This is a genomic window from Leeuwenhoekiella palythoae (assembly GCF_020310025.1).
GTDB classification, from domain to species: Bacteria; Bacteroidota; Bacteroidia; order Flavobacteriales; family Flavobacteriaceae; genus Leeuwenhoekiella; species Leeuwenhoekiella palythoae.
Genome location: NZ_CP084318.1, coordinates 2,999,528 through 3,026,411, shown reverse-complemented (window position 1 = coordinate 3,026,411; position 26,884 = coordinate 2,999,528). Strand labels below are relative to the sequence as shown.

Below are 26,884 nucleotides of genomic sequence, written 5' to 3'. Positions count from 1 at the left end.
GTTGAAAGTCAACATGGAAATCACCACATTTATTATTAAATAAGAAATAATGAAATTTTTGATTGTACTAATGTTGCTCGTCTCGTACCAGGCTTATTCTCAAAAAGCCAATGACTCTATCTATATCTTATTTGATAAAGCGACAGACTCAATTATTAGAGAGAATAGTACACACCCTCAGGAAATTTTAATACTAAATACACTTTATAGGAATGAACTAACTGAATATAAAAAAAGTCTCAGTAAAGGCATCTCTCCTCTTATGCCGACTAACGAGCCATTTAGATATTATAAATTTTATGTGACAAAAAAACTGAATGAAAATATTCCAATAAACACACTTAAATATTACCCTCGAGAAGACTTAAAGAATTTAACTCCATATAATAAGTCTATATTTATTGTTGGTGATTCTATCTTTTTCGAAGTTTCATTTTTTCAAATTATAATTGAATAAACCTGTAGCTACGTAACGGGAAAAACTGCGCTCAGAATTAATTTTTACTTTTAAAATTACTTATCCTATCCCGGCATCTTTTTCTTTCACAAGCATTTTGTAATGCCTTTCTATTGCTTCGCTAAGAAGTGAAATTGGAATTTTTTTTTCTATCAAAAAGACCTGTCTTTTGTGAAGGCCTTTCCGAAAGAAAAAATTATACAGTGGTTCTAGCTTACCTTTCTTAGAAGAATATTATGTGTAATTTTCTTTATCTCCTTTTAACATCTCGACTAAACTGCGTATCCTTAATACCCTAACTTAATTTATTTCGCACATCAATACAATGATTTTGAACATCTTAAGCCTTAGACCATATGACATAAAAGTCTCCCATTATTTTCAAAGATCTATGAGAATGAAACTGTACCTCCAAACTTCGTGGATCGATATACTCTTAAGCTATAGAACTATTGCTTTTCGACAAAATAGAAACTATTATTTTTTACGCTTAGCTTTTGATTTTTTAAACTTAATTCAAGTATTGCCGTTTTACGTGGACCGACTTCCTCATTTGATAAATGTGTATGTAAAACATATTTCATTCTACCTCTTTTATCATAAAAAAGGTCCCCGTGACCTGTACCAGCGTTACTATCTAATTTCGAGATCAACGGATTTGTTTTCATTTTTTCCCAAGGTCCTAACGGAGTCCTACTTATAGCATAGCCGACTGCATAATCTGGATTTCTGTAATCATTAGCAGAGTATAGCAAGTAATACAGTGCATCTTTTTTGAAAACCGTAGGTCCTTCGGCAACAGGCCAATCTGCATTTGCAGTGTTTTCCCATGTCTCTTCTGCATTGATACATTCTCGCAACGTTTCCGGCTTTATGCTTTTGAGATCTGCGTTCATCTCGGCAACAAAAATACGGTTACCTTCTTGAAGCCGCACGTGATATAAATACACCTTATCCTCATCAAAAAATACATAAGGATCAATCTGCCGAACGGGAGCTTCCAATGCTTTGTTATCGTTTACAAATGGCCCTAAAGGACTGTCACTTGTTGCTATTGCTATGTTTTCATTTGCGGTGTAAGCCATATAATATTTGGCTTTATGTTTAAATATTTGCGGAGCCCAAAAGCCTTTATTTCCATAAGCATCGCCTTTTTTTAGCGCAAAACCATCAGATGATCCTACTGGGCCTTCCCAGTGTTTAAGATCTTTAGAAGTATATACTAAAAAACCGGAACCCTTTATAGTATTATCGCCTTTTGTACCATATAAATAATATATACCCTCATCTTCAAAAACTGTAGGATCGGCCAGATAGATTACATCATCTCTTTGGCTTTGTGCCCCTAATCTTAAACCTCCTAACAGAATCAGGAAATATAAAATGTATAATTGCATAATTTTTCAGTTTAGCATTAAACTCGTCCTTTATCTTACTTTCTTAAATTTTTAAACGCAACCACGTATATGGTTCATCACCATTTGTAGTAGATAGCATTTCAGTATAATTTGCCTCCCCGCGTTCTATTAAAGCAATACTAAACCCTAACTCCGTGTCGACTTGAAATCGATGATGCAAAACCTCCCAAGGAATTGCAATTTCTTGTATAACCCCCTCATTTTCCGCTACAGCAACTTGTAATTGTGGTGCTTCAATCTGATCCCAATTTCCGGCAGCTCCTTCATAAATAGCCACTTCACCTTTGACCGATATTTGGATTTTAAAGATTCCCGCATCAGGTCTTAGCTTATTTTGAGCCTGAGGATCTAAATATAGGATTGTCCCGTTTGCATTATTTTGTGTTGCAATTGTAGAAGCACCCTGATTATTTGTGGTCCGTGTAAGAATATATAAATTATTAGAATCTGCCGAAACAGTTCCACGCAACTGCGTATCCCCCATATGTCCAACAAATAATGGAAAATTATGTTCCCAAATATCTTCAGTTTGGGCTCCGTCAATATTAATCGTTGCACGTTCTGCTCGTAGTTGAGGAATTACATATCCTTTAATCATCCACACTTCGGAGTTATTCGCAGAGGAAAAGGCATTGGTAGTAGTTAATGCTAGAACCGTCCCGTCTTCTAAAACGGTGATACTATTCCATAGTGCAGATTTATTTTCAGGAATTACAAAAGGAGATGTTGTTCTATTGAAATTTTGGGCAATTTTGTTTCCTATCGCCACACGCATTTCAGCATTATTCAAATCCGTTCCTGCTCTGTTTTCAGTTCCTTGATAGGATAACAGTACCTCGCCATTGGCCAATTGAACAAGATCTGGAGCTCCTGCATATTCATCCTTCTCTAATGCATCTTGTAAAGCGTAACTTCGGTTAGGACTGCTAGCGCTAACGAAAGTTGACCAATTTTGAGCCAAGGTATTGCGTATAATATATGGCTTGAACTGATTATTATCACCATTATCTTCAATGGCATATACAATTTCTTCAGTATCCTTTAAATAAATAGGTGCTGGCATTCCGTCACGATGACCACTTCTAAAGCTAGTGATCTCAGGAGTTAAAGTCCAAGATAATCCGTTATCAGTAGACCGTAATATCGAAATGTTTTGCTCGTTAGAATTTCTGTAAATATTCTCATTAGAAAAATACAGTTGAATTTCTCCACTGGGCAGTTGTAAAAAAGTAGGTTCCCAGGCTCCATTTTCAAATAAGGTATCAGCGGTGTAGACCGTTTGGTCATTATGCCAAGACTTACCGCCATCTGAACTTTGAATAACTTTAATCGAAAAATGCTCATCTACGGATGCTGTATTTCCCGGTCTAGGATTATAAGCAAGTAAAATCGTTCCGTTTTTCAACTCAATAAGATCTGGAGTAGTATTGGATACACCATTTTTATAATCAGCCACAACTATGAGAGAAGACCAAGTTTGACCTAAGTCTGTACTCCTCTTAACCAATATCTTTCCATGGGATTCGTACGTTACCACCAATGCCCCATCGGTCAACTGAATTACCCGAGCGTAACCATTATAGCCCACATCTCCCAATTCAGATATCTGTGTTTTTGTAGAAGCATCCCAGGCGATTCGTATACCAGTTACAGGTTCTTGTGTTGATATTTCAGATTCTGAATCACTGGGTTGGTCCATCTGCTCTGAGTCTGATAATTGATCTGCAGCACATTGAGTATTACAAAACCCGAATAAAAGACATATTGTAATTAAAAGTGATTTTTTCATAAAATAAAAACCGTCATTCAATATTTACCAAATGACGGATGTTTTTGTTATTTCGCATTTACTTCAGAAGTAAGATCTGTAATCAAATCAGTCTCTGCTTTTCTATAAGGTGTTCCATCTGTATGAAAAATTTCATGAAACCACTCTTTGGGTTCCGAAGTATAGGTTTTCGTCCAACTATCCCAAGGATATTTAGTTTGACTTTTGCCATCTACAAAGCCCCAATTATACATTCCTACATTGTATTTTTTAGCTATAGGTAAAAAGCCTTCAAAGGTACTTCCGTTAGGTCTGGCCATATATTCTGTACATAAAATAGGTTTGCCATAACGCTGTAGATTTTTAATGTCTTTCTCAAAATCGGCAGGTACATCGTAATTGTGGAATGTAATAATATCCGACTGTTCCAATTGCATTTTATGAAACGGACTCATTGTTTTGGGATCACTCCAGTCTCCCGTCCATACACCCGAAGTAAGTGGTTGTTGCGGATTGACAGATCGTGCCCATCCAAATGCCTTTTCCAATAGTGGCATTATCAACTCTGCTTTATTTGGAATTTCTATATCTTCATAGGAAGGCCCAGTCATATTATCTGGCTCATTCCAAATATCCCAACCTAAAATGCGATCGTCTGTTCTAAATGCTCCTATGGTTTCTTTTACATATAACTCTAATCTGCCGTATTGTGTACTATCTTTCAACACTTCCTGCCCAGGACTTTGTACCCACCCAGAGTTATGAACGTGTGGCTTGGGAGCTCGTTGTTCCCCTGCCTTTGGAAAAGGATCCCAGCACGAATCAAATAGAACAAATAACGGTTTAATACCGTGACTATCCGCTATCTTCAAAAATTCATTCATGCGCTTATACAAGCCCTCCTTATCGCTTTTATGTAGTAGGTCATGTAAATAAACCCGCATGGTATTCATTCCAATATCTTCAGCCCAGCCTAATTCTTCGTCAATACGCTCTGGATCAAAACTCTCTTCTTGCCACATTTCTAATTGATTTATGGCATTACTCGGATTGAAATTAGCACCTACAAGCCAAGGTTGCTTAGCGTACCACGCGTTGGCCTCTTCTTGAGACCAGATAGCTCTGGTATTTTCAGAAATTGTATCGCTAGTATTGAGCGCAACCTCCTTAGAATCCTCTTTGGAATTCTTACACGAAAAAAGCATGCTTACCATTATAAGAGTTAGAATAAAACTTAGTCTTTTCATCAATTTTATATTTGACCCCTCAAAATACCTCCATACTTTACTTGGAGGTACTAGGGTTGTTAATATTGTGGATTTTGTTCCATATTAGGATTATTTTCTACTTCTACTTGTGGTAAAGGCAAACGAATATTTTTACCTATTTCAAAGTTTTTAAAATCGGGATCACGCTCTGCTATTGCATCTACAGACTCCTGCGTTTCTAAATCTCCCCATCTTTTAAGATCTTCCCAACGCACACTTTCGCCAGATAATTCTAAAACACGTTCTATTTTAAGACGCTCTAGAAACAGATCACGATCATTTCCTATTTCAGGATATGCTGTAGCAAGCGGAGCCATATTTGCACGTGCTCGAACCTGATCAACATATTGATAAGCATCTGCCGTCATATCTAGTTCATTTAAAACTTCTGCATAACGCAATAGAATATCAGCATAACGAATTAATCGCCAGTTTACTTCAGAAAAATAATCTTCATTATCCCGCTTATAATCACGCGCTCCCTTTCTAAACCAAGCCTCATCTTCTCCCCACTCCCAGTCTCTAGAGTAAGTTTTATCTCCAAAATCTTCAAATAGATCTGGATAAAAAAGAGAATGTTGCAATCGTGGATCTAGGTTGCCATCGACCGTTAATTCTTGCTTAAAAGCATTTACAAGCCAAAAACGGGCTTGTCCATCTGACCAGCCAATCCCGCGAGGGGCAAAAAACTGAGCTCTGGTACTTGATACGGCTGCGTTCGGTCCTTCTCCAGTACCACCTCTCCGCTGATCCCCAAACTGAATCTCATATACAGATTCTGAGTTATTCTCATTTATATCTGTAAAATTGTCCTTATAATTTGATACCAGACTATAGTTCGCTCCTTCTCCTACAACTAAAAAATCCAATGCAGTTTTTGCAGCACCCCATTGGCGCTGTTGCATATAAATTTTCGCAAGCATTGCTTTTGCTGCACCTTTTGTAGGACGTCCAAGATTCTCAGCATCCCATTGTAAGGGTAAATCTTCGAAAGCTTCATTGAGGTCTAATTCGGCTTGGCTGTAGATCTCCTGCTGAGTGGATTGCATCGGCAGATCATCTGGCTTTGAAGGCTCCAAAATAATAGGCGCATTCTCCCAAAGTAAGCCCACATAGTAATAATTCAACGCCCTTAAAAACTTAGCTTCTGCTAATATAGATTGCTTTCTTGCCGCATCATCAAACTCTATATCCGGCACATTTGCTAATACTTGATTGGCTCTAAAAATGGCTTTATAGGTATCTCTCCACGTCACACCATTGCCCTCCCAAAAATTATAGTTGATATAATTAAAACGTGTCCAGTCTGCTAATTCTATCCACGGGCTTTGGCTGAAACCTTCATCTGAAGTTAAATCGAGTCTAAAAGACATCCATCTAGACCATAAGCCATCCTTATAAGACATTGCATAAATAGCATTAACACCTAACTCTGCATCATTCGGCGTCACCCAAAATTGATCTGTGGTCAATGCATTTGGGTTTTTAAGATCAAGCTCGTCTTCTTGGCAGGAAACTACCCCCAGAAGCGAACAGGTTACTGTAAGTATTGTTAGTATTTTTCTCATTTTATTACTGTTTTATTTAGAAACCAAATTCTACTCCTAATGAATAAGTTTGTACGTTAGGATAGGAACCTAAGTCTACACCTCGTTGAAAAATATTACTGTTGCTGAACTCAGGATCTAGACCTTCATATCCCGTGATCGTGATTATATTTTGAGCAGAAAGGCTCAAACGAACTTTTGAAAATCCTATTTTGTCAAGAGTATTTTGAGGCAAACTATATCCTAATCCGATATATTTTAAGCGGGCAAAACTTCCATCCTCTAACCATCTATCACTATCTGCCCGTGAATTGAGCGTTGTTCCTTTTACAATCCTAGGAAAATCGGTGTTTGGATTTTCTGGAGTCCAAGGTTGTACACCGGCCCGGTAATTACTATCGTCATCAAAACGATCTACTATACTGCGATATCCGTTGTAAACGGTAGCCCCGAAAGAACCAATCCAGTTCATTGAGAAATCAAAATCCTTATACGTAACACCTGCGTTGAAGCCCATCTCAAAATCTGGCCACGGGCTTGCTACAATTGATTTGTCTTCATTAGTAATTTCACCATCATCATTAAAATCAACGAAACGTATATCTCCTGGTACAGCTCCTGGCTGAATAACCTCTCCTTCAGAATTCGTATAATTGTTTATTTCGTCTTGACTCTGAAACAAGCCGTCAGTTTGCAATACATACCACATACCCACAGGACCGCCTGCTCTGGTTATAGTATTTCCTTGAATACTTTCATTTAAACCATTCCCTAGTTTAACCAACTTATTGTTAAGTTTCGTGAAGTTTAAAGAAGCATTGAAACTTAAATCATTATTGATGACTTTGTTATAGGCTATATTCAATTCAAAACCTTTGTTCTCAACGGTTGCTGCATTTGCAATAGGGTTTCCACCATCATTACCTGTCGATAATAAAATTGGAAAACCAAACAGCACATTTTCGGTCTTTGCAATAAAGTAATCTGCTGTTATTTGAAGTTTATTTTTAAATAAGGCTAGATCCAAACCTAGATTGGTCTGTTTTAAGGTCTCCCACTGCAGTTCTGAATTAGCAAGTCTGACCTGTGTAGCGGATGGGGTCAAGTTCTGACCTGTACCTAAAACTATCGCACCAAAGGTGTTTATAAATCCTTGATACTCATAATTGCCTATGTTCCCACTCCCTAACTCTCCATAACTTGCACGTAGTTTCAAGTCACTAATGGATTCTATATTAAAAAAAGATTCGTTACTCAAACGCCAGGCTAACGAGAGTGACGGAAAATTAGACCATTTATTAGCATCACTAAAGCGTGAGGAGCCATCTCTTCTGAATACTGCATTCAATAAATACCGGTCGTCATAATTGTATTCCAATCTTCCTAAGTAAGAAAGTAAGGAAGCTTCATTTCTAAATCCACCTACTTGTGCTTGATCCCCTAAATCTAAAACGTCAAAGTATTCTCCAGTATTCGGGTTGACAAGCAAATTTCTCTTTAATCCATTTATTTGTTCGTAGCTATCCTTCTGATACGTCGTACCTGCTAGAACTGTAAGACCGTGCTTCCCAAAATCGTGGGTAAAAGTCAACGTATTTTCTAATAATTTCGTTTGGGATTGGGCCCTGTTTTGATTGGTAAATGATGCCTCATAAGGTTGATTCAACGTCCAGCTACCTTCTTTTCTCAAATATTTGAAATTGTCAAAACTAGTCTCATAGCCAAAACTCGCTCGATACTTTAAAAAAGGAAAGGGATTGAGCTCCGCCCATACGTTACCTCGAATTCTAAAGTTTTGTATCGATTGATCAATAAGATTTGAAATGGCCACTGGATTCGCAGCAAAAGTATTTGCGACTCCAGATTTACCATAACCATATCCACCTGGATTATCTTCATCATATACTGGAATAGTAGGAAATAATCTTACTACATCAATAAATGGATTTCCACGTAACGCTTCCGGTCCACCTATTTCATTATTTTTAGAGTTAGAAAGCGCTAGATTCTCACCAATACTAAAAATTCCCTTGGTACCACTACTGTTTACCCTAAAGGATACTCGATCAAATTTTGTACCTATTACAGTTCCTTTATTACCAAAATAATTACCAGACATAAAGTAAGAGGAGTTTTCTCCACCGCCAGAAAAACTTACATTCTGATCTTGAATGAGGCCTGTACGGAATACTTCTTCCTGCCAATCTGTGTTTACATCTAGGTTTAAATCTTGCCTAGGAATACCAGCATTATCATAAGCCATATTGTTTAAACGAACAAACTCTTCTTGCCCGGCTAAATCATATCGAGGAACCTCAGTTACACTCCATTTTGAGCTCACTGAAACTTGCAAGGGCCCCTGTTTACCCTTTTTAGTAGTAATAATTATTACCCCGTTTGCCGCTCGTGAACCATAGATTGCAGCTGCAGCTGCATCCTTAAGGATTTGAATAGACTCAATATCATTAGGGTTAAAATCACGGTTGGCCGTGGTCACTAATCCATCTATCACGTATAGCGGATTGGCATTTTGAAGATTTTTTAAGCCACGAATTTCAATTTTGGCCTCTTGCCCTGGTTGACCACCACCACGCACATTAACCCCAGTCGCCAAACCTTGTAAACTTTCAGCTACCGTAGTTGTTTGTCTTTTCTGAATTTGGTCAGATTTAACCACCGATATAGCACTGGTAAGATCTTTTTTATCTTGGGTACCATACCCCACTACAACGATTTCGTCTAAAGTTGCAACATCTTCTTGCAATTGAACATCAACTACTTTTTGATCTCCAACCGGAACTTCTAATGTTTTAAACCCAACATAGCTGAACACCAATATCTGATCGCTTGCTGCTGATATGGAATAAATACCATCAAAATCAGCAGAAGTTCCCTGTGATGTTCCCTTAATCAAAATGTTTGCAAATGGAATAGGCTCTCCAGTTACAGTGGTAACAGTTCCTGTAATCTCTGTTTCTTGCGCAAACGATTGATTAAAGCAAAAAACAATGAAAGTCAGGAACAAGATCGACTTTAAATTGTTACGTAAATTAGTTCTCATAGAATTTCATTTGAAATTTTAGTTTTAGTTAATTGAGACGATTTAATGAAGTTTCCAAATATTAGACACCCTTAAAACCAAAAAAGCTTATTGTCTTATTTTAACAATACCTTACTTTTTAATATTCAATTCTATTAATACTTCAATAGAAAAGGCGTTATTTTATCATTTCACCTCACTACAAAGGAGATTATTTTAATTTGAAAGCTCATTGAATTGGTGTTTCAATCTTTCGACGCTTCTGTTCATCTTTAAGAAAAAGTTAAGTTTTAGGCGTTTTGAAACAAATCGTCGAAGTATAGGACGGAAGTATTAATTCAATTCATGTTTTAATCACGTGCTTTGTATTTATGAAATTCTGGTTTTCCATAATTACAATTTTGTTGGTCGTCAATATCTATTGTCAAAGTCCCAATTTTCATCATTATAGAGTGGAAGATGGCTTATCCCATAATTCGGTGATTAGTATGTTGCAAGATCATCGAGGATTTATGTGGTTTGGCACTAAAGATGGACTCAATAGGTTTGATGGATACAGCTATAAAATTTTTCAGCATAACCCAAATGATTCCAGTAGTATAGGAAGCAATTTTATTCGTTGTCTATATGAGTTTGACAACACCCTATGGGTAGGCACAGATACCGGTCTTTTTAAATACCACGAACAAACCGAATCGTTTAGTCTCTTAAATAGTACAAAAGATCAACCTATTCTTGACATCACCCACGATAATAAAGGAAACATCTGGTATATAGCCTCAGGAAATTTATATAAGAAATCTCTTATTGATAATTCTGAAGAAGTTTTTAAAGAGGCCAATTTCTCATTTATTTCCAAAAGTGAAAAGGGCAAAATCTTCGTTTCAAGTTTTGAGCAGATATACACCTATGTTGAAGATACCAATTCTTTACAGCAACTTTATCTGGGTTTTAACTCTAGTGGAAACGTAAACATTACCGAAATCGCAGCAGACGTTGCTGATGACACCTTATATATAGGCACTAAAGATAACGGGGTACTGACGCATACTCTCGTGAATAACCACACTACAAGTTTATTTTCAGAGAAAGAAAATCCATTATTTGTCAGAAAATTTCTAAGGAAAAATAAATACGAACTATGGATTGCAAGCGAATCTGGAATTTTCATTTACAATCTTAAAACTAAAGTTTTAGACAACTTTAAAAAAAATTACAACAATCCCTACTCAATATCTGATAATGCCATTTACTGTTTAGTTCTTGACCAAGAAGATGGGGTTTGGATAGGCACTTACTTTGGTGGTGTAAATTATTTCCCAAAAGAATACACCCCTATTAAACGTTACTTTCCACGAGTGGGTGAAAACTCTATTAGTGGCAATGCTGTCAGGGAAATTCAAAAGGATAAGTACGGTAATTTGTGGATTGGAACTGAAGATGCAGGTTTAAACCGCCTGAACCCTCAAACAGAAATATTTAAAAATTATGCTTCAGTAAAAAATAAAGGCCCCATTGCTCATTATAATATTCATGGGCTACTAGCTCGCAATGATGAATTGTGGATAGGTACATTTGAACACGGTCTCGATGTGATTAATATCAAGACTGGAAAATTAATCAAGCATTATGGCTCTGGGAAAAATGGCGAGGGGTTACGCAGTGACTTTATACTCTATATTTTTGAAGCCAAAAACAAAGATCTTTATGTGCTAACCTCTGCGGGAATTCATCGATTTCAAGAAGATTTAAATGAATTTGAAGTTGTAACAGCTTTTCCCGAAGCCTATCATTACACCTATCTAATTGAAGATCATCAAGGGGTTTTGTGGGCGGGAACTTATTGGGATGGTTTGTACTATTACAATCCTAAGAGCGGGGAAAAAGGCTTTTTTAAATACAACAGTAAAGATCCGAACAGTATTAGTACTAATGTCATTAATGGTATTTTTGAAGACTCAGAAAACCGCCTATGGGTGACCACAGAAAACGGACTAAATAAATACAATCCTGAGCAGAAAAATTTTAGAAGAATAACCAAAAGTGATGGACTCCCAAGCAATGTAACTTATTCCATTCTTGAAGATCAAAATAAAGATTTATGGATTAGCACTTCCAGCGGTCTAGTAGAATTCAATCCTGTTAATGAGAAGATTAAAGTTTTTACTAAATCGAATGGTTTATTAAGTGACCAGTTTAATTACAGTTCAGCATTTAAAGACGAATCAGGTGTCATGTATTTTGGTAGCGTTAACGGTCTGGTCAGCTTTAACCCTGATACCTTTATTAAAAACACATATCAGCCACCCATATATATCACTGATATTCAAATTAACAACAAAGAAGTAAGTGTCAAGAATGCTAATTCACCTCTAAATAAATCAATTTCCTTTTCAAGTAAATTGAGTCTTACTCATAAACAATCCACATTTAAACTTGAATTTGCTACTCTGAGTTATACCGCACCTGAGATGACCAAATATTGGTATAAACTAGAAGGTCTTAACGATAACTGGATAAGCCTGGGTAAAAATCACGAGGTCAATTTCACTCAACTTCCCCCCGGCACATATTTATTTAAAGTTAAAGCATTAAATAGCCACGGTGTTTGGAGTACCAATGACGATTTTCTAGAAATTGAGATAACACCTCCATTTTTTGCCAGTAGAACCGCATACTCCTTATATATTCTCTTGTTTATTGTTATAGCATTTTTATCGCTTCAATACTATCACCGCTATACTAAGGATAAAAATAATAGCAGAATACGTCAGCTGGAAAATGCTAAAGAAAAAGAAATCTATCAGGCAAAAATTGAATTTTTCACCAATATTGCTCACGAAATACGCACACCGCTGACCCTGATAAAGAGCCCCTTAGAAAAGCTCTTAAAAAGCTCTTATAAGTCCCCCGAAATACCCAAAAATTTGGGTATTATGGAGAAAAATACCTCAAGACTTTTAAACCTTGTAAATGAATTGCTCGATTTTAGAAAAACGGAAATGCAGCATGTAAAACTGAATTTCGTAGAGGTCAACATCAATGAGATCCTTGAAGAAACGTATGTACGTTTCAGTCAGATGATTCAAGAAAAACAACTCGAGTTTTCACTTTTAAAAACAGAAGAACCTATCTACGTATTTGTAGATGAAGAAGCCATCAAAAAAATATTGAGCAACCTTTTTAACAATGCTATTAAATACTCTAAGAGCAAAGTCTCAATCAATCTCAAATCAATAGAATCAGACTTTCTAATAACGATACAAAACGACGGAAAATTAATTCCAACGGAGCTTCAAAAACGAATCTTCGAACCTTTTTACCGCGTTCCAGGAGATCGCCTTAATCTAGGCACAGGAATAGGTTTGTCACTCGCTCATTCGTTGACCGAGCTCCACCACGGTAGCTTATATTTTGAATCTCAGAATAAAATGAACACGTTCATCTTACAAATGCCTGTTCATCAACCTGAAGGTTTAAAAAATGTGCACAAACACTCTGACGCTATAGATACTTATCCAGCTATACACAGCACACCGAATATTAATAAAAATGTTCCGACTATTTTAGTTGCTGAAGACAACCATGAGCTTGCTGATTTTATGTTTTCAGAATTGTCCTCTATTTATAATGTGATTATAGCTGGGAATGGTCAGAAAGCGTTAGACTATATTTCGAATTATGAAATTCAACTTGTAATTAGTGATGTGATGATGCCTATTTTGAATGGAATCGAATTATGTCGATTTATCAAAGAAGACATTAAAACTAGTCACATTCCTGTAATCTTATTAACTGCTAAAAGTGCTTTAAACGCAAAAATTGAAGGCTTAGAATCAGGTGCAGATGCCTACATTTCAAAACCATTTTCAATGGATCATGTTTTAGTACAAATCTCGAATCTTCTCGAAAATAGAAGAACGATCTTAGGGCATTATAGTAGTTCACCTCTAGCCCATTTGAAGTCCTTGTCAAGCTCTGGCTCAGACCAAGATTTTCTTTCTAAATTGGATACGGTAATTTCACAAAACTTAGAAGATCCTCATCTTAACGTAGAGTCATTAGCTAGCCTCATGAATATGAGCCGATCAACATTATATCGAAAAATTAAAGAAATATCTGAACTATCCCCAAACGAACTTATAAACGTAAGTAGACTCAGAAAAGCCGCATTTTTATTGAAAACATCAAACAAGAAAATTTTTGAAATTTCTGAGGAGGTTGGTTATAAATCACAAACCAACTTTGGACGTAATTTTCAAAAGCACTTTGGAATGCCACCGTCTGAATTTTTAAAGAAAGTTGATTGACTTTAGATATTTAAAGCGATTCATAGAAAGGTAGACATTGAGTAGTTTTCCTATTCTCCAGGTATTTTAAGGCAAACCTTATATTTAATCTTTAAATATGTCTTGATTTTTGATCCTAGCCACCATAAATTAGAACTTTTATTGAACCTAATATTCTTTAGGTGACCTAGGTCAATTATTCGTGTATGATAAGTATAGGTTTAGAGCAGCCTCTCCACTTTATAAATATTTATCCTTCCTCAGAATTGATCACTATCTAAATGCAGCGCTAGAAAACTTTCACGAGAATCATACTATGTAATCTCACATAATGATCCTCTTGTATTCCTATTTATAAAAATATCATAGAAGTAGATTAAACCAACTTTTTCTATTCCGCTACTTTGTAAATCTTAGGTTAATCTTTTCACTAAAACCATTTACTATTTAAGTTTTAGATAAAATTAAGTTAATACAATTGAATCAAATAAGCCCTTCTTTTGTCTTCAAATAGAATTCTAACTTCCTAAAGCCCCTAGTATACGACACATTATTTTGAATTAGCCCAAAAATTTAAAGCCCGTTTCTGTTGCACCAGAAACGGGTCATTAAAATTAAAACTACAGTACAAATCCATAGTTCTATTCTGATGAAAAACAAATTACTCCAATTTTTTGAATTGCCTGCCCTTGTGCCCAAATTTTTGGTCACGATTACTTTATTACTCTACTGCTCAACCAATATTAATGCTGCCAACGTTCCATTAAACACAAACATCGATCAGCAAAAATTAACAGGAACGGTTCTTGACAATACAGGAATGCCTTTGCCGGGCGCTTCTATTATGGAAGTAAATACCACCAATGGGGCCTCCTCTGATTTTGATGGTAACTTTGAACTTAATGTTTCTCAATTACCTGCGGTAATTAAAATTTCCTATATAGGATTTACCACTCAGGAAATCACCATTGAATCTTTGGCCCCGCTCCAAGTTCAATTACAAGCAGATAATAATGCACTTGATGAAGTGGTTGTCGTAGGTTATGGTGAAACCAGCCGAGAAAAACTTTCTACTGCAGTTAGCACGGTCAACACTGAAAATTTAGAACAGAGACCCGTAGCCGACGTTACCTCAAGTCTTCAGGGTCTAAGTCCCGGACTTAATGTTACTCAAAGTACCGGTAAGATAGGTGCAGAACCTCGTATTAACATCAGAGGTTTTACCTCTATTAATGGCGGAACACCACTGATTCTTATTGATGGTATAGAAGGAAGCTTGAGCAACCTCAATCCAAGTGATGTTGAATCAATCAGTGTTTTAAAAGATGCCGGAGCTGCCGCGATCTATGGAGCGCGAGGTTCCTTTGGTGTGGTCTTAGTTACCACTAAAAATGCGGATAAAGGTAATGTTCAAGTGAATCTGGGAGTGACCACAGCTATTAACTCCCCAACGATGAACACCGATTTTCTTACCGATCCCTTTAAAGCAGTTTCCATCGTGGATGAAGCTTTTAGAAATAATAGTGGAGCGTCTTATACCGGTTATACGGAAGAAGATATGCAGGCGCTTTATGAAGTTTCCCAAGACCCTTCTCTAGCCCGTGTAATTATTGACCAGCGCAATGGGCGTGATCAATATGTGCACTACGGCTATACGGACTGGTGGAATACTTTTTTCAGAAAGACCTATCCAACACAAATTTATAATGCTTCTGTTTCTGGAGGTTCTGAAAAAATCAAAGCCTATTTCTCCTATCGTAATTTTCAATCTCAAGGAATCCTGAAAGTTCAGGACGACTATTACGATAAGTACAATCTACGTGGCAAAATTGATATCAAAGCCACAGACTGGTTATCGTTCTCTAACAATATGCAGTACAACAGCTCAGAAGATCTGGAGCACAGTGGCAGCCAATATGGAAACTACAGCAACCTTTGGGGAAGTTTAATATGGGTGCACGCACTGCCTTCCTATGTTCCTGTAAATCCTGATGGAGGTGCCTTATGGCGTACGGAACTGAATAACTATACGATTGGTGACGGTGTGTATGCCGGACTATTACAAGGAACCACTAAACAGCAAACCAATAATAATGAGTTTAGTAACATAGCTTCCGTAGAACTTAAACCCATCAAAGGGGTAACCTTAAATGCAAACTATGCTATCAGACGTAATGAGTATAGCAGGTTTCAACGCTCTACCCGTATCCCCTACTCGATTTATCCTGAACAATTGGATCTAATGGGAAATGATTACCTTAATGAATATCGCACTGAAAGTAAATACGATGCGCTCAACGTGTATGGGGAGTACAAAGGTTATTTTGGAGATCATAATGTAAAAGCTACTATTGGTTTCAACCAAGAAACGTTCATGACCAAGAGCATCAACGCTAGTAAGCAGAATTTAATTTCAAATGACTTAAACTCCTTAGGACTGGCAACATCGAATCCTACTACCTCTGGTAGTGCATCAGAGTGGGCGCTTCAAGGTTTATTTTATAGACTGTCCTATGATTATAAAGATAAATATGTAGCTGAGTTTAATGGTAGATATGATGCAACATCACGGTTTCCATCTGCCTATCGATGGGGATTTTTCCCATCCTTTTCAGGGGCTTGGTTAGCAAACAAAGAGCAATTTATTGAAAATGCCACAGGAGAAACCTTTGATCTGCTGAAATTCCGTGCTTCATATGGTTCTCTAGGAAATCAAAACATAAGCAATTATGCTTATTTCCCGACTTTGCCTAATGGGTTATATAATTACGTTCTTAATGGAAGTCGTTTAAACTATATCGAATCTCCAGCCTTAAACCCTAGCGAGATCACCTGGGAAAAAGTAAGTACGCTTGACTTTGGGGTTGATGTAGGGGTTTTCAACAACCACTTATCTGCTTCTTTTGATTGGTTTCAACGAGATACCGAAGGAATGCTTTCACCCGGGGCAACACTACCTAGTGTTTTAGGTACTGCTTCTCCTTTAGAAAATGCTGCCGATTTAAGAACCAAAGGATTCGAACTTTCAGTGAGCTATAATGACTATTTTGAATTAGCTGAAGATACGTTCAGCTGGTCAGTTACTGCGAACCTTTCCAACTCAAAAACCAAAATAACCAACTTTGATAATCCTAACCGTAGTCTGGTAGACTTTTATGAAGGGATGAGCATCGGGGAACTTTGGGGATATCGCATAGATGGACTTTTTCAAACCGAAGAAGAGATTGCCAATCACGCAGACCAGAGTTTTGTTTCCAATAGAATCACTTCCGGAGGAGGGCTACAACCTGGCGATGTAAAATACAGAGACCTTGATGGTGATGGCTATATAGGAGAAGGTGAAAATACCGTGGACAATCCTGGAGACCGTGAAATTATCGGGAATTCTGCTCCGCAATATTTATACAGCTTTTTGGCTAATGCAAATTGGAAAGGCTTTGATTTTTCTGTGTTCTTTCAGGGTGTAGGGAAACAAGATTGGTATCCTAATTCAGACTCTCGAATGTTTTGGGGACCTTACAATAGACCCTATAATTCTTATATCAGAAAAGATATGGTAGACGATATGTGGAGCCCAGAAAATACTGATGCTTACTATCCCCGAAATTACGGTTATATCGCGCTTGGTGGTTCCTTAGAAAAGGTAAATGATCGCTACTTGCAAAGCGTGGCCTATCTCAGACTTAAAAATCTGACCTTAGGCTATACACTTCCTGACGGACTGATATCAAAAACCGCTGCGACGAAACTGCGTATCTACTTTAGTGGCGAAAACCTTCTGACCTTTTCTAAACTGACCGATTATATCGATCCGGAAGCCGCAAGTGCTTCTGTGAATTTAAACAGTCCGTCTACCTCCGCAAATCGAGGAACAGCTCAAACCAATCCATTTTCAGAAACCTATTCTTTAGGCTTATCTCTTAAATTTTAAAAAACATCCTTATGAAAGTTAAACATATACTTGCCGGTTTGCTTGTTGCAACCAGCATCAGTTCGTGCAGTGATGATTTTTTAGACAAGCAACCGCTATCTGAAATTACTGCTGAAACCTTTTTCAATACCGCTAGTGACCTTCAACTGTACACCAACGGGTTTTACCGGATGTGGCCCAGTACTTCCATCTACAACGGAGAAGCGAGTACAGACAATATTATACAAACCGAATTGAGTGAAGAAATGCGTGGCGCAAGGCTTGTACCTACAACCGGAGGCGGTTGGAATTGGGAATATTTGCGTGACATCAATTTTTTTCTACAGGAATACGAAAAATCTGATGATGAAGCGGCTAAAGCCCATTATGGAGGGGTAGCTCGCTTTTTTAGAGCACGGTTTTACTTCGATAAGTTCCAACGCTTTGGTGCTTTACCCTGGTATGACGCTCCCATAGCTCCAGACGATACTGAAGCACTAACCAAACCTAGAGATTCAAGACAGTATGTTGTTGATAAAATGCTTGAAGATCTAGACTGGGCTATTGAAAACCTCAATGAAGAGCAAAATACATATGAAGTGACTAAGTATACGGCTTTGGCTTTAAAATCAAGGATTGGACTTTATGAGGGAACTTACGAGAAATACAGAGGGATTGACGGTTATGAAAAATACCTAGAAGCCTCTGTAGCTGCATCAACTGCATTGATTGAAGATTCTCCTTATCAGATTTACAGCACAGGAAATCCGGAACAAGATTATCTAGAGCTTTTTAATTCACATGATGCCAATGAAACTGAAGTGATCTTAGCCCGTGCGTATTCGGAAGATCTTAATATTGGTCATAATGTAAATTACTACACCACGACAAGTTCGTATGGTCGTCCAGGTATGCCGAAAGATCTGGTAAATAGCTATCTGAATGCGGATGGAACGCGTTTTACAGATAGAGCAGGCTATAATCAACTGTCCTTTACTGAAGAAGTTCAAAATCGAGACCCTCGTTTAGCACAGACGATACGCACTCCGGGATATACCCGAAAAGGACAAAGTATCGAGTTGGCTCCTAATCTTGGAGCTACAGTTACCGGTTATCAAATCATAAAGTATGTGACCGAGCCGGTTTATGATACCAATGGGCAGTCTATTACTGATCTTCCTATCTATCGTTTTGGAGAAGTGCTCTTGAATTATGCAGAAGCTAAAGCTGAATTAGGAACCCTATCTCAAGAAGATCTCAATAACTCCATCAATTTACTAAGACAACGCGTTGGTATGCCTGATTTGAATCTAGATACAGCAAATGCAGCACCAGATTCGTTTATGGCAGCTCAGTATCCCGGTGTAACCGGAGCAAATACTGGTGTTATTTTAGAAATAAGACGAGAGCGACGCATTGAATTGTATATGGAAAACTTCAGATGGGATGATGTGGTGCGCTGGAAAGCCGGCCAAACCCTTACCCAACCTATTCGAGGTTTATACTTCCCCGGACCAGGTGAATATGACCTTACAGGAGATGGTGCTATTAATGTCGTGCTTTATGAAGGAGAACGACCAGCGAATCCAATAAGCGGAATTCAATATTATCGCTTAGATTCAGATTTCACCTTGGACATGAATGGATTGATTGATCCTCACCCGGATTTTAACAACAGAAGTTTTGATGAAAACAAGGATTACCTGTACCCTATACCACGCATAGAATTACAACTCAATCCTAATCTGGAACAAAACCCTGGTTGGAACTAATGAGAACACTAGTATTTATTGCATTTGCACTGCTCCTATTCAGCAGTGCAAATGCTCAGAAAAGCAAGAGGGAACTTATAATCAGTTCGTTCAATGTACGCTATAATAGTCCTGACGATGGGATCAATATATGGGAGCAGCGAAAAGACTGGCTTACCCACAGTATTCGGTTTTATCAAGCAGACCTTATTGGTACCCAAGAAGTCACCCATACCCAACTTTTGGATATGCAAGCACTCCTACCTAATTATGCGCACGTAGGTATAGGTCGCGAAGGTGCAACTCAAGGAGAGTATTCTGCGATTTTCTATAAAAAAGAGCGCTTTGAAGTCTTAGAAAGTAATACCTTTTGGCTTTCAGAAACACCAGATGTTGTTGCTTCCAAGGGTTGGGACGCTGCTTTACCCCGAATTGTAACCTGGGCTTTATTTAAAGACAAACACTCTGGAGTACGCTTCTATCACTTCAATACGCATTTTGATCACCGAGGAAAACAAGCTCGAATAGCAAGTGCAGCTTTACTTACTCAAAAAATTAAGGAAATTGCCGGAACCTCCCCAGTGTTACTTACAGGTGATTTTAATAGTTCGCCTAAAAGTGAGGCTATCGCTACCCTCTTAAGCTCCGGATTGAAAGATCCGTATCTTAATCTAGATGCAGATCAGGTCTATGGTCCCGAATACAGTGCTAATGGATGGGATGCAACAGGAAGAACCTCAGATAGTAGAATAGATTACATATTCTACTCGGGAGGGGTGCAACCCTTAACTTTACAAATTTTAGATGGACAACGCGGAGATCGCTATATCTCTGATCACTTTCCTGTGATTGCTAAAGTTGAACTTTTAGAGAACTAGTAGCTTTACCTAATGAACCCATACAACACTATGCATACAAAAATGACTAAAGGGATTATCTTCAAGATAATCCTTTTTTTATCCTCTTATCCAATGCTTTCTCAAGAGCACTCCACTACTACTTTTAAAAACTCCACCAATCAATTGAAGGTCTTAAGCTATAACATTCATCACGCGAATCCGCCGATGCATAAGGACAGTATAGACCTCTCAGCCATCATTCAAGTCATCAAAGATAGCGATGCAGATCTCGTTGCTTTACAGGAAATCGATTCCGATACGGAACGCTCGGGTTCTGGAAATCAAGCCCAAAAAATTGGAGATGCCCTAGGAATGCAGGTGTTCTTTGGTAAGTCAATAGATTTTCAAAACGGAGCCTACGGTGTTGCTATTCTTTCCCGTTTCCCTATTATAGCATCTAAGGTCTATAAACTTCCTTCAAAACCTGAAACTCACGGAGAACCTCGAGTTTTGGCGATGTCCTCGATCCAATTACCGGATGCGCAAACCATTTGGTTTGTAAGTACCCATTTAGATTCTCAGAAAGAAGATACCAACCGGATCTTACAAATAGAAGAACTATTAAATATCACTGCGAATTTAAACCAGCCTGTGCTTTTGGCAGGAGATTTTAATGCAGTAGCAAACAGCCCAGTAATTACCTCACTCGATAGCGTATTTACAAGAACCTGCTCCTCTTGTCCGCCCACAATCCCCGTAGAAAATCCGTCAAAGGCTATTGATTTTATAGCCTTTAAACCAAAGTCTTTTTTCAAGCTCAACAATCATCGCGTCATTGATGAACACTATGCATCAGATCATTTACCGGTATTCGCCAGTTTTCAATGGTAGTATGTTACGGCTTCCTCCTTCTTGCGTAAACTATTTAAATTGTAAAACTGAAACCTATCTATCAAACGAGTATTCTGAGTTATTAATCAAAAAACAGGTGAAGTCGCTTGGGTTTTGTTAATGTAAATCAGGGAATCGTAATATTCCATAAGCGGTAAGAAATACTGGTCTTTTTCAGTTTCTTTGGCATAACCAACCAACTTGGTAAGTCCCATAATACGTTTATCAAAAGACTTCTTTAGTTCTTTTTGATCTAGTATAAACGCTTCAGAACACTCAGCGAATAGATCTTCCCATAAGAGTTCGTCTTGCTGCTGCAATACTGCTGTTTCAAGCATTTCGGAATAATCCTCATCCGCATTGATCAACTTCTCCTCCATATAGGAATAGGTCCCTTCTGATGTCATTTGCCCTATTGTGTAGTAATCTTCCCCAAAGGCTGCTTTTAGATCTCTCCCCATAACACCTATTTCGTTGTCTGCTATGACTTCGTTAGCAATGTGTGCATTATGCGCCCAAACAATGATCTTATTATTAGTATCTCTAGCCAAATACGCTATTCGATCTGCCATGATTTTGTCCCGACTTTGGATGGGCATCCCATTTTTTACATGCACATAGTTGATATAGGAATTCTTCCCGTTGAACAGGAGCTCTTCAAGATCCTCATCAAGCATATTGGCGTCTTTTAAATACTTTTCGATTTGGACGATATCCTCATAGATCAAATTGTTGAACCGAAGTTCTTTCTTGCGGTTAGCTTTAGTTGATTTCGATACGTGGGTTTTAAGCTGTTGTACTTGTAGCTCCAACTGGTTATCCGGAGTATCTTTTAATCGATCGGTCAAGACTTCAAGGAAAGACCAATAGGAGTCGTCACATCCCTTGAATTCCACATCAACTGTGGCACGCTTGCTTTTGTACCATTCTATAAAGGATTTCACCTCTTCGGTCTGATAAATGGAAAACAGGTCCCTCTTGATTAAACTGTCAAGCGGTTTGGTATCCAATTCCATATTTAAACGTTCGATATTGTCATAGGGGTTTTCTAAAACCACCTGATTAAAGCCCTTTTCTTCTACTAATCTCTTCGTAAGTAAAGCTCTTAACTTGTAAAATTCTGAAGTGCCATGCGTACTTTCTCCTAAGGCTACAATGCGCTTATCTCCCACCTTTTCAATCAACGCATCCAGATCTTTACTCAATTGAGCATCTCTAGACCAATCCAGCGGACTTGAAGCTTGCTTGATCGCCTGTTGTAGCTGTTTACTATCTACTTGCGCTAAAGTTTGAACCGGTGTTTCTTCAAGGGTCTGGATGTCTTTTCCATCTATAGTCACCTTAAAATCATCAAACCAAGCCGTACCTCCTTTGCCTAAAATTCCGCCCACATAGATGTTTGCGGCGTTCGTAGGATAAGGAAGTTTTATCGAATATTCTTTCCAATCCCTAGAACCCCGCATTTGCAAGTATTGCATACTTCTAAAGGCTACTGATTTTTTACCATCAATACGTATGAGCAGCCCTACATAATTTTTGACCTTTTCATACTTGATTTTACCTGATAGTACAATGGTATCTCCGATATAATTTGCCGGTATTTGATAGGCAATGCATCCAAATTTTCCTTTTTTGTCGGATACTATTTTACCTACTGCATTGTTTGGATTTTCTCGATCCCCAACAACGGTTTTAAAATCACCCCATACGAACCAGCCTTTAGGCAAGCGCTCTTCGTTTGGATCAAAATCATTAAAATTCAGATTGTATTTTTCTTGGGAAAAAGCAGATTGAATACTGATTACTACACATAGCAGCACAAAGCAGGATCGAAAATACGGCATAATAGAATTGGTAGGTTATTACAAATCAATAGACCTCTTTCCTTATGAGAAGTTGCATATTAGGTATTTATCAATCCTTTTAAATTATATCTATAAACTTCCAGCTACTAAAGGATTCTATAGTACTACATTCTCCTCTCTTACTACTATGGTATTTTCTGCAAGAAACAACTCTTCTTTGTTTACTCTAGTACTAAAGACTATTTTTTTAAATAAGCGCCCGTAGTCTTTACTTTGAAAGTCTTTATTTAAACCCCGCAAACTGAAATCATAAAAATGATCATCTTTTAAATAGATCAAATTGTGTATGCGGTACGTTTTCTTATCATCTTCGATAAGGACATTTAGATAATAAAAATGAGCTCCCGTGTCCAAGTGTACCTTTGTTAAACTATACTCGTAATCACCATAATCCCTCTTCAAGTTTGAAAATACTGCTTTAATGTATTCTTCAGTAGTTCTTAAGTCTTTTGCGGGATTTAAAATAAGCGCATAATATGATTTAGAACTTTGAGGGTTTAAGAGCACCAAAGCGTTTATCCTTTTATTTTGTGTAACGTTTAGCGTATCAGGGATTTTAAAGGATATACTATCACTTTGAACTTCTTTAAATAACCCTGTATCAATTGCACTAGACTGATTTTGATTTTGATCTAAACAAGAGTGATATATAACTAGGATAAGTATTAATGGAAGTATGATTTTTTTCATGTTTTCTTTAAAAATAAGCTGTTGATTACACTTCATTCGGAACCTAAACCAACTTTTACAATTAACCCAACGTGTAGTTTATCAAGGGATAATTTTTAATAGTATTAAGGCTGGATAAAACTAGGACCTTTTGTGTACAATCATTTTAAAACGGTTTAAAGATAATTAACTCACGCCATTGTATATAAGCTGTATGCTACTTAGTGAGTGCCAAAGCCTCACCCTACGGGTATACAAGTACCCTCAGATTCTATTTAAAATTCTAGATTGAAAATTCAACATTGTTTATTTTATATGCCTCACAAAAAAGCTCTTGTTTTCTAAGTGTAGATGAACACGCCGTTGTATATGCTTCCTGCATTTGGTGAGTGCCCGCGACCTCACTTTACGGGTGTACAAGCACCCTCTGATCATAAAGTCAATCAATAGGTTTAGTCAATGACTAATTCAATTCCCGCTTTTTTAGCTTTGTATTCTATTTTTTTAGTGAGTTCGTAATAGTTCCAGTTTCTTAGGACAAATTGATTTTCTTTGGCAGCTTCGATCTTGTCTTCCTGATGGAGCAAGATCAAGGTGCCGGCTTGATGTTTGACACAAAAGTCTATGAGTCTTCTGCTGTATACGTGTAAGCGCTGATTGACATACTTGGTTTCTTTGTCCTTATATTTTTCTACCGCCTTAAGTTTGCGGGTGCGGCCGTGACCGCCGCGAGAATTGACGGTTCCGGCCAGGGCACGCTTCCGCGCGGCTTGGATGGCTAGTCGTCGATACAAAAATTCTTCTTTGTTCCCGATGTTTAAACGATTACCACCTACCTTGACGCTGATGGGGTGCTCCAGCGACAAGGAAGCTTCTGCAATCACCTCCGGTTTTAATGCGTGCTGCTCTTGCTCGATATCAAATACCGCCAACCAAAAGATCTTTGTATCGGTCAACTTGATCTCTGAGGTGCGTAGGCGCACCTCCCCTTTTACCGCCCGATGCAAAAGACTACGCTTATCGGAAAAATCCCTACCCAGATAGGTGCAAAAGGGAATCTGAAATAAGCGAAAACAAAAGGCATTGCGCTCGGGGTCGTGCTTGAAGCCCCACATACAGCGCGCGGGAAACGGAAAACCAATATCCCGCCTGAAGTTTTTGAGCGAGCGTTCGCCCTTCCAATATTTGGGTTTGTTTTTGTTGAAGCTACTTTCTAGGTTCCGATTGAGGTTGGATAAGATCTCCATCGGGATCTCTCCTTTAAAGCGGTCTGCAATCACCCGATAGGTGGTATTGATGCGGGAACGGTTTAGAATACCGTTTTCGTCTTTCTTTTGATCGGCCAGTTTGTACTGGATGTCTTCGGTCAAATAAAAGAACTCCTTGATCATTTCCTGGCAGTATAAATGGGTCACGATGATGTTGGCCGCTTTAAAGCAGCGGTTTTGCCATTGGTAGAGTTTGCCAATTGCCTCTTTACGCTCTTCATAGGTAGGCAAATCTACCTTGAGCTGAATTTTTCGAGTAAGGCTTAAGGTCTTATTCTTCATCATCAAGCGGATTGTAAGTGTTCGTGCTGCTGTAAGAGCTTATAGGCCGCGGTAAAGGCGCGGTGTACTTCCTTTTGAGAGATTTGGAGTTCGTTGGCGATCTGTGCAAACGAGTATTGCTGCTCACAACGAAGTGCGAGTACACGAGCTTCCTGCTCAGTCATCTGCCCTTCTCCGTTTTGCATTGGCTCAGTTTCCTGAGGTTGGAGTACATAGCCTTGATGCAAGATGTTTTTGATCTCATCGATGGTAAGCTTTAGCGTGGTACTGGCTTCTTTGATGCTGATGCCCAGCTGCTCGGAGATAATTTTGTATTTAAACCCGTGTTGCAAGCAAAGCTCAATAAGGCGTTGACGTTGGCCACCCAAGAGGGGTAATACCTTGATCACCTGCTCATACTCCCTCTGCTGCTGTTGTTGGTCTTCTAAATGTATGTCTACCGCTGTAGGATCATAACCCAGCATAAAGCTTTGGTAGTTCTCCATCTTTTCTAAAGCATAACACTCCCGGTTAAACTGATTTTTAGGCCGCGCATAATACCATTTGCATTCATTGGATATGACGGTATATAGAAAATTAACCAGATGTTGTGGAGACTCGATGCTTTCGCGTTTTTCCCATAGGGTGAGAAAAGTGTCCTGTACCAAGGTTTCTACTACAAATACGTCTTTAATGAGACTCCGTCCCATCCAATAGATCTGCCGGTGGTATTGGGTATAAATGGCCTTCAAGGCCACAGGGCAGCCGTGTTTGAACCCTGTGTAGTGTTTGTCTGCTGCAGTTCGTTTCATTCTTAACCCGTTTTAATTCTTACATAAGCATTTATTTAAGGGTTTTTTTGGCTTGCTTGTAGGCATAGGGGTACCCGGCAAGTTGCCAATTTCGAAATTGGGGTGTGGCTGCTCGCCTTCATTAAGGAAGAAACACGGCTTGAATGTTGAGATGTTCTGAGAATAAAGAAAAGGCGCAGGTCTCAACTTATCGAATCGTGGCACTGGTATACCTGTACACAATAAGTGAGAGCCCACGCCCGGGTCGTGAGCATCCCTGCTTATCCTCTCGTGTACTAAAAATTACCAGTTTTCGATTCGAGATTCAAAGCGAATGCTTCTAATATGTTACTTAAAGAAGTTTCGCAAATATATAATTATGAGGTAAATATAAACAAATATTTGAATGTAGTCTCATAAGACTACAGTTTTTATGTTAAGATTCTTCACTTTCATAGCTAATTACCAGTTTGATATGAATGAAGATCAAAAAAGACGCCTTCTCATAGAGTTTGGAAAAATTGTCAAATTTCACCGAACCGAAAAGTTAAAAATCAGTTTAAGAGACCTTGCTAAGAAATGTGATGTAGAACATAGCGCAATTGGTAAAATTGAAAAAGGTGAAATAAAAATTCAATTACCAACTGTTTTTGAACTTGCCAAAGGCTTAGAGATTCATCCTAGAGATTTGTTTGATTTTGATTTCCCACTGGAGGAAACAGGTAATTAATCTTATAGTACTTTCATAACCTCCTCATACTGTATCCATACTCTATCTATGCTTTATCTAGGGCTTATCCACGGGTGAACCTAGGAGTTGACCCGTCCTGAAATAGCTATACAGATTAATTA

At 38.1% G+C, this 26,884-nt stretch carries 15 protein-coding genes; 6 read left to right on the top strand and 9 right to left on the bottom strand.

Annotation, left to right across the window (positions count from 1 at the left end):
• Positions 1 to 906: 906 nt before the first annotated feature.
• From LDL79_RS12915 to LDL79_RS12895, 5 genes are all read right to left on the bottom strand, one after another.
• Positions 907 to 1,854, bottom strand: a complete 948-nt coding sequence (locus LDL79_RS12915) for a glycoside hydrolase family 43 protein (RefSeq protein WP_225597976.1) — start codon at positions 1,852 to 1,854, stop codon at positions 907 to 909.
• 43 nt (positions 1,855 to 1,897) lie between these two features.
• The gene (locus LDL79_RS12910; protein WP_225597975.1) at positions 1,898 to 3,574 is read right to left on the bottom strand and encodes an exo-alpha-sialidase; all 1,677 of its coding nucleotides are present in this window, start codon (positions 3,572 to 3,574) and stop codon (positions 1,898 to 1,900) included.
• Positions 3,575 to 3,711: 137 nt separating this feature from the next.
• A complete protein-coding gene (locus tag LDL79_RS12905; protein ID WP_225597974.1) occupies positions 3,712 to 4,890 on the bottom strand; it encodes a glycoside hydrolase 5 family protein in 1,179 nt (392 codons plus the stop codon).
• 59 nt (positions 4,891 to 4,949) lie between these two features.
• Positions 4,950 to 6,479, bottom strand: a complete 1,530-nt coding sequence (locus LDL79_RS12900) for a RagB/SusD family nutrient uptake outer membrane protein (RefSeq protein WP_225597973.1) — start codon at positions 6,477 to 6,479, stop codon at positions 4,950 to 4,952.
• Between the two features lie 16 nt (positions 6,480 to 6,495).
• Entirely contained in the window at positions 6,496 to 9,519 is a 3,024-nt protein-coding gene (locus LDL79_RS12895; RefSeq protein WP_225597972.1) for a SusC/RagA family TonB-linked outer membrane protein, read from the bottom strand.
• Between the two features lie 350 nt (positions 9,520 to 9,869).
• Between LDL79_RS12895 and LDL79_RS12890 the strand changes: the two genes are divergently transcribed.
• The 5 genes from LDL79_RS12890 (at position 9,870) to LDL79_RS12870 (ending at position 21,178) form a co-directional block, all read left to right on the top strand.
• Entirely contained in the window at positions 9,870 to 13,808 is a 3,939-nt protein-coding gene (locus LDL79_RS12890; protein ID WP_225597971.1) for a two-component regulator propeller domain-containing protein, read from the top strand.
• 628 nt (positions 13,809 to 14,436) lie between these two features.
• Entirely contained in the window at positions 14,437 to 17,718 is a 3,282-nt protein-coding gene (locus tag LDL79_RS12885; protein ID WP_225597970.1) for a SusC/RagA family TonB-linked outer membrane protein, read from the top strand.
• 11 nt (positions 17,719 to 17,729) lie between these two features.
• Positions 17,730 to 19,469, top strand: coding sequence for a RagB/SusD family nutrient uptake outer membrane protein (locus LDL79_RS12880; RefSeq protein WP_225597969.1), 1,740 nt, complete (start codon positions 17,730 to 17,732; stop codon positions 19,467 to 19,469).
• A complete protein-coding gene (locus tag LDL79_RS12875) occupies positions 19,469 to 20,326 on the top strand; it encodes an endonuclease/exonuclease/phosphatase family protein (protein WP_225597968.1) in 858 nt (285 codons plus the stop codon). The genes LDL79_RS12880 and LDL79_RS12875 overlap by 1 nt, the downstream gene beginning before the upstream one ends.
• 30 nt (positions 20,327 to 20,356) lie before the next feature.
• Positions 20,357 to 21,178, top strand: coding sequence for an endonuclease/exonuclease/phosphatase family protein (locus LDL79_RS12870; RefSeq protein ID WP_225597967.1), 822 nt, complete (start codon positions 20,357 to 20,359; stop codon positions 21,176 to 21,178).
• A gap of 86 nt (positions 21,179 to 21,264) precedes the next feature.
• On the opposite strand, the gene LDL79_RS12865 is transcribed toward LDL79_RS12870, so the two are convergent.
• From LDL79_RS12865 to LDL79_RS12850, 4 genes are all read right to left on the bottom strand, one after another.
• Entirely contained in the window at positions 21,265 to 23,022 is a 1,758-nt protein-coding gene (locus tag LDL79_RS12865) for an erythromycin esterase family protein (protein ID WP_225597966.1), read from the bottom strand.
• Between the two features lie 117 nt (positions 23,023 to 23,139).
• Positions 23,140 to 23,733, bottom strand: a complete 594-nt coding sequence (locus LDL79_RS12860; RefSeq protein ID WP_225597965.1) for a hypothetical protein — start codon at positions 23,731 to 23,733, stop codon at positions 23,140 to 23,142.
• Positions 23,734 to 24,164: 431 nt separating this feature from the next.
• Positions 24,165 to 25,262 (bottom strand): hypothetical protein, encoded by a 1,098-nt coding sequence (locus tag LDL79_RS12855; protein WP_225599976.1) that lies wholly within the window; start codon positions 25,260 to 25,262, stop codon positions 24,165 to 24,167.
• A gap of 2 nt (positions 25,263 to 25,264) precedes the next feature.
• Entirely contained in the window at positions 25,265 to 26,053 is a 789-nt protein-coding gene (locus LDL79_RS12850; RefSeq protein ID WP_225597964.1) for a sigma-70 family RNA polymerase sigma factor, read from the bottom strand.
• 454 nt (positions 26,054 to 26,507) lie between these two features.
• On the opposite strand from LDL79_RS12850, the gene LDL79_RS12845 reads away from it, so the two are divergent.
• A complete protein-coding gene (locus tag LDL79_RS12845) occupies positions 26,508 to 26,762 on the top strand; it encodes a helix-turn-helix domain-containing protein (protein WP_225597963.1) in 255 nt (84 codons plus the stop codon).
• The last annotated feature ends 122 nt before the right edge of the window (positions 26,763 to 26,884 follow it).

Coding starts and splice junctions, on each gene's coding strand:
- LDL79_RS12860 (WP_225597965.1), bottom strand. CDS start 23,733: ATGAAAAAAATCATACTTCCATTAATACTTATCCTAGTTATATATCAC.
- LDL79_RS12915 (WP_225597976.1), bottom strand. CDS start 1,854: ATGCAATTATACATTTTATATTTCCTGATTCTGTTAGGAGGTTTAAGA.
- LDL79_RS12865 (WP_225597966.1), bottom strand. CDS start 23,022: ATGCCGTATTTTCGATCCTGCTTTGTGCTGCTATGTGTAGTAATCAGT.
- LDL79_RS12900 (WP_225597973.1), bottom strand. CDS start 6,479: ATGAGAAAAATACTAACAATACTTACAGTAACCTGTTCGCTTCTGGGG.
- LDL79_RS12905 (WP_225597974.1), bottom strand. CDS start 4,890: ATGAAAAGACTAAGTTTTATTCTAACTCTTATAATGGTAAGCATGCTT.
- LDL79_RS12875 (WP_225597968.1), top strand. CDS start 19,469: ATGAGAACACTAGTATTTATTGCATTTGCACTGCTCCTATTCAGCAGT.
- LDL79_RS12890 (WP_225597971.1), top strand. CDS start 9,870: ATGAAATTCTGGTTTTCCATAATTACAATTTTGTTGGTCGTCAATATC.
- LDL79_RS12850 (WP_225597964.1), bottom strand. CDS start 26,053: ATGAAACGAACTGCAGCAGACAAACACTACACAGGGTTCAAACACGGC.
- LDL79_RS12855 (WP_225599976.1), bottom strand. CDS start 25,262: ATGAAGAATAAGACCTTAAGCCTTACTCGAAAAATTCAGCTCAAGGTA.
- LDL79_RS12910 (WP_225597975.1), bottom strand. CDS start 3,574: ATGGACCAACCCAGTGATTCAGAATCTGAAATATCAACACAAGAACCT.
- LDL79_RS12845 (WP_225597963.1), top strand. CDS start 26,508: ATGAATGAAGATCAAAAAAGACGCCTTCTCATAGAGTTTGGAAAAATT.
- LDL79_RS12885 (WP_225597970.1), top strand. CDS start 14,437: ATGAAAAACAAATTACTCCAATTTTTTGAATTGCCTGCCCTTGTGCCC.
- LDL79_RS12880 (WP_225597969.1), top strand. CDS start 17,730: ATGAAAGTTAAACATATACTTGCCGGTTTGCTTGTTGCAACCAGCATC.
- LDL79_RS12895 (WP_225597972.1), bottom strand. CDS start 9,519: ATGAGAACTAATTTACGTAACAATTTAAAGTCGATCTTGTTCCTGACT.
- LDL79_RS12870 (WP_225597967.1), top strand. CDS start 20,357: ATGCATACAAAAATGACTAAAGGGATTATCTTCAAGATAATCCTTTTT.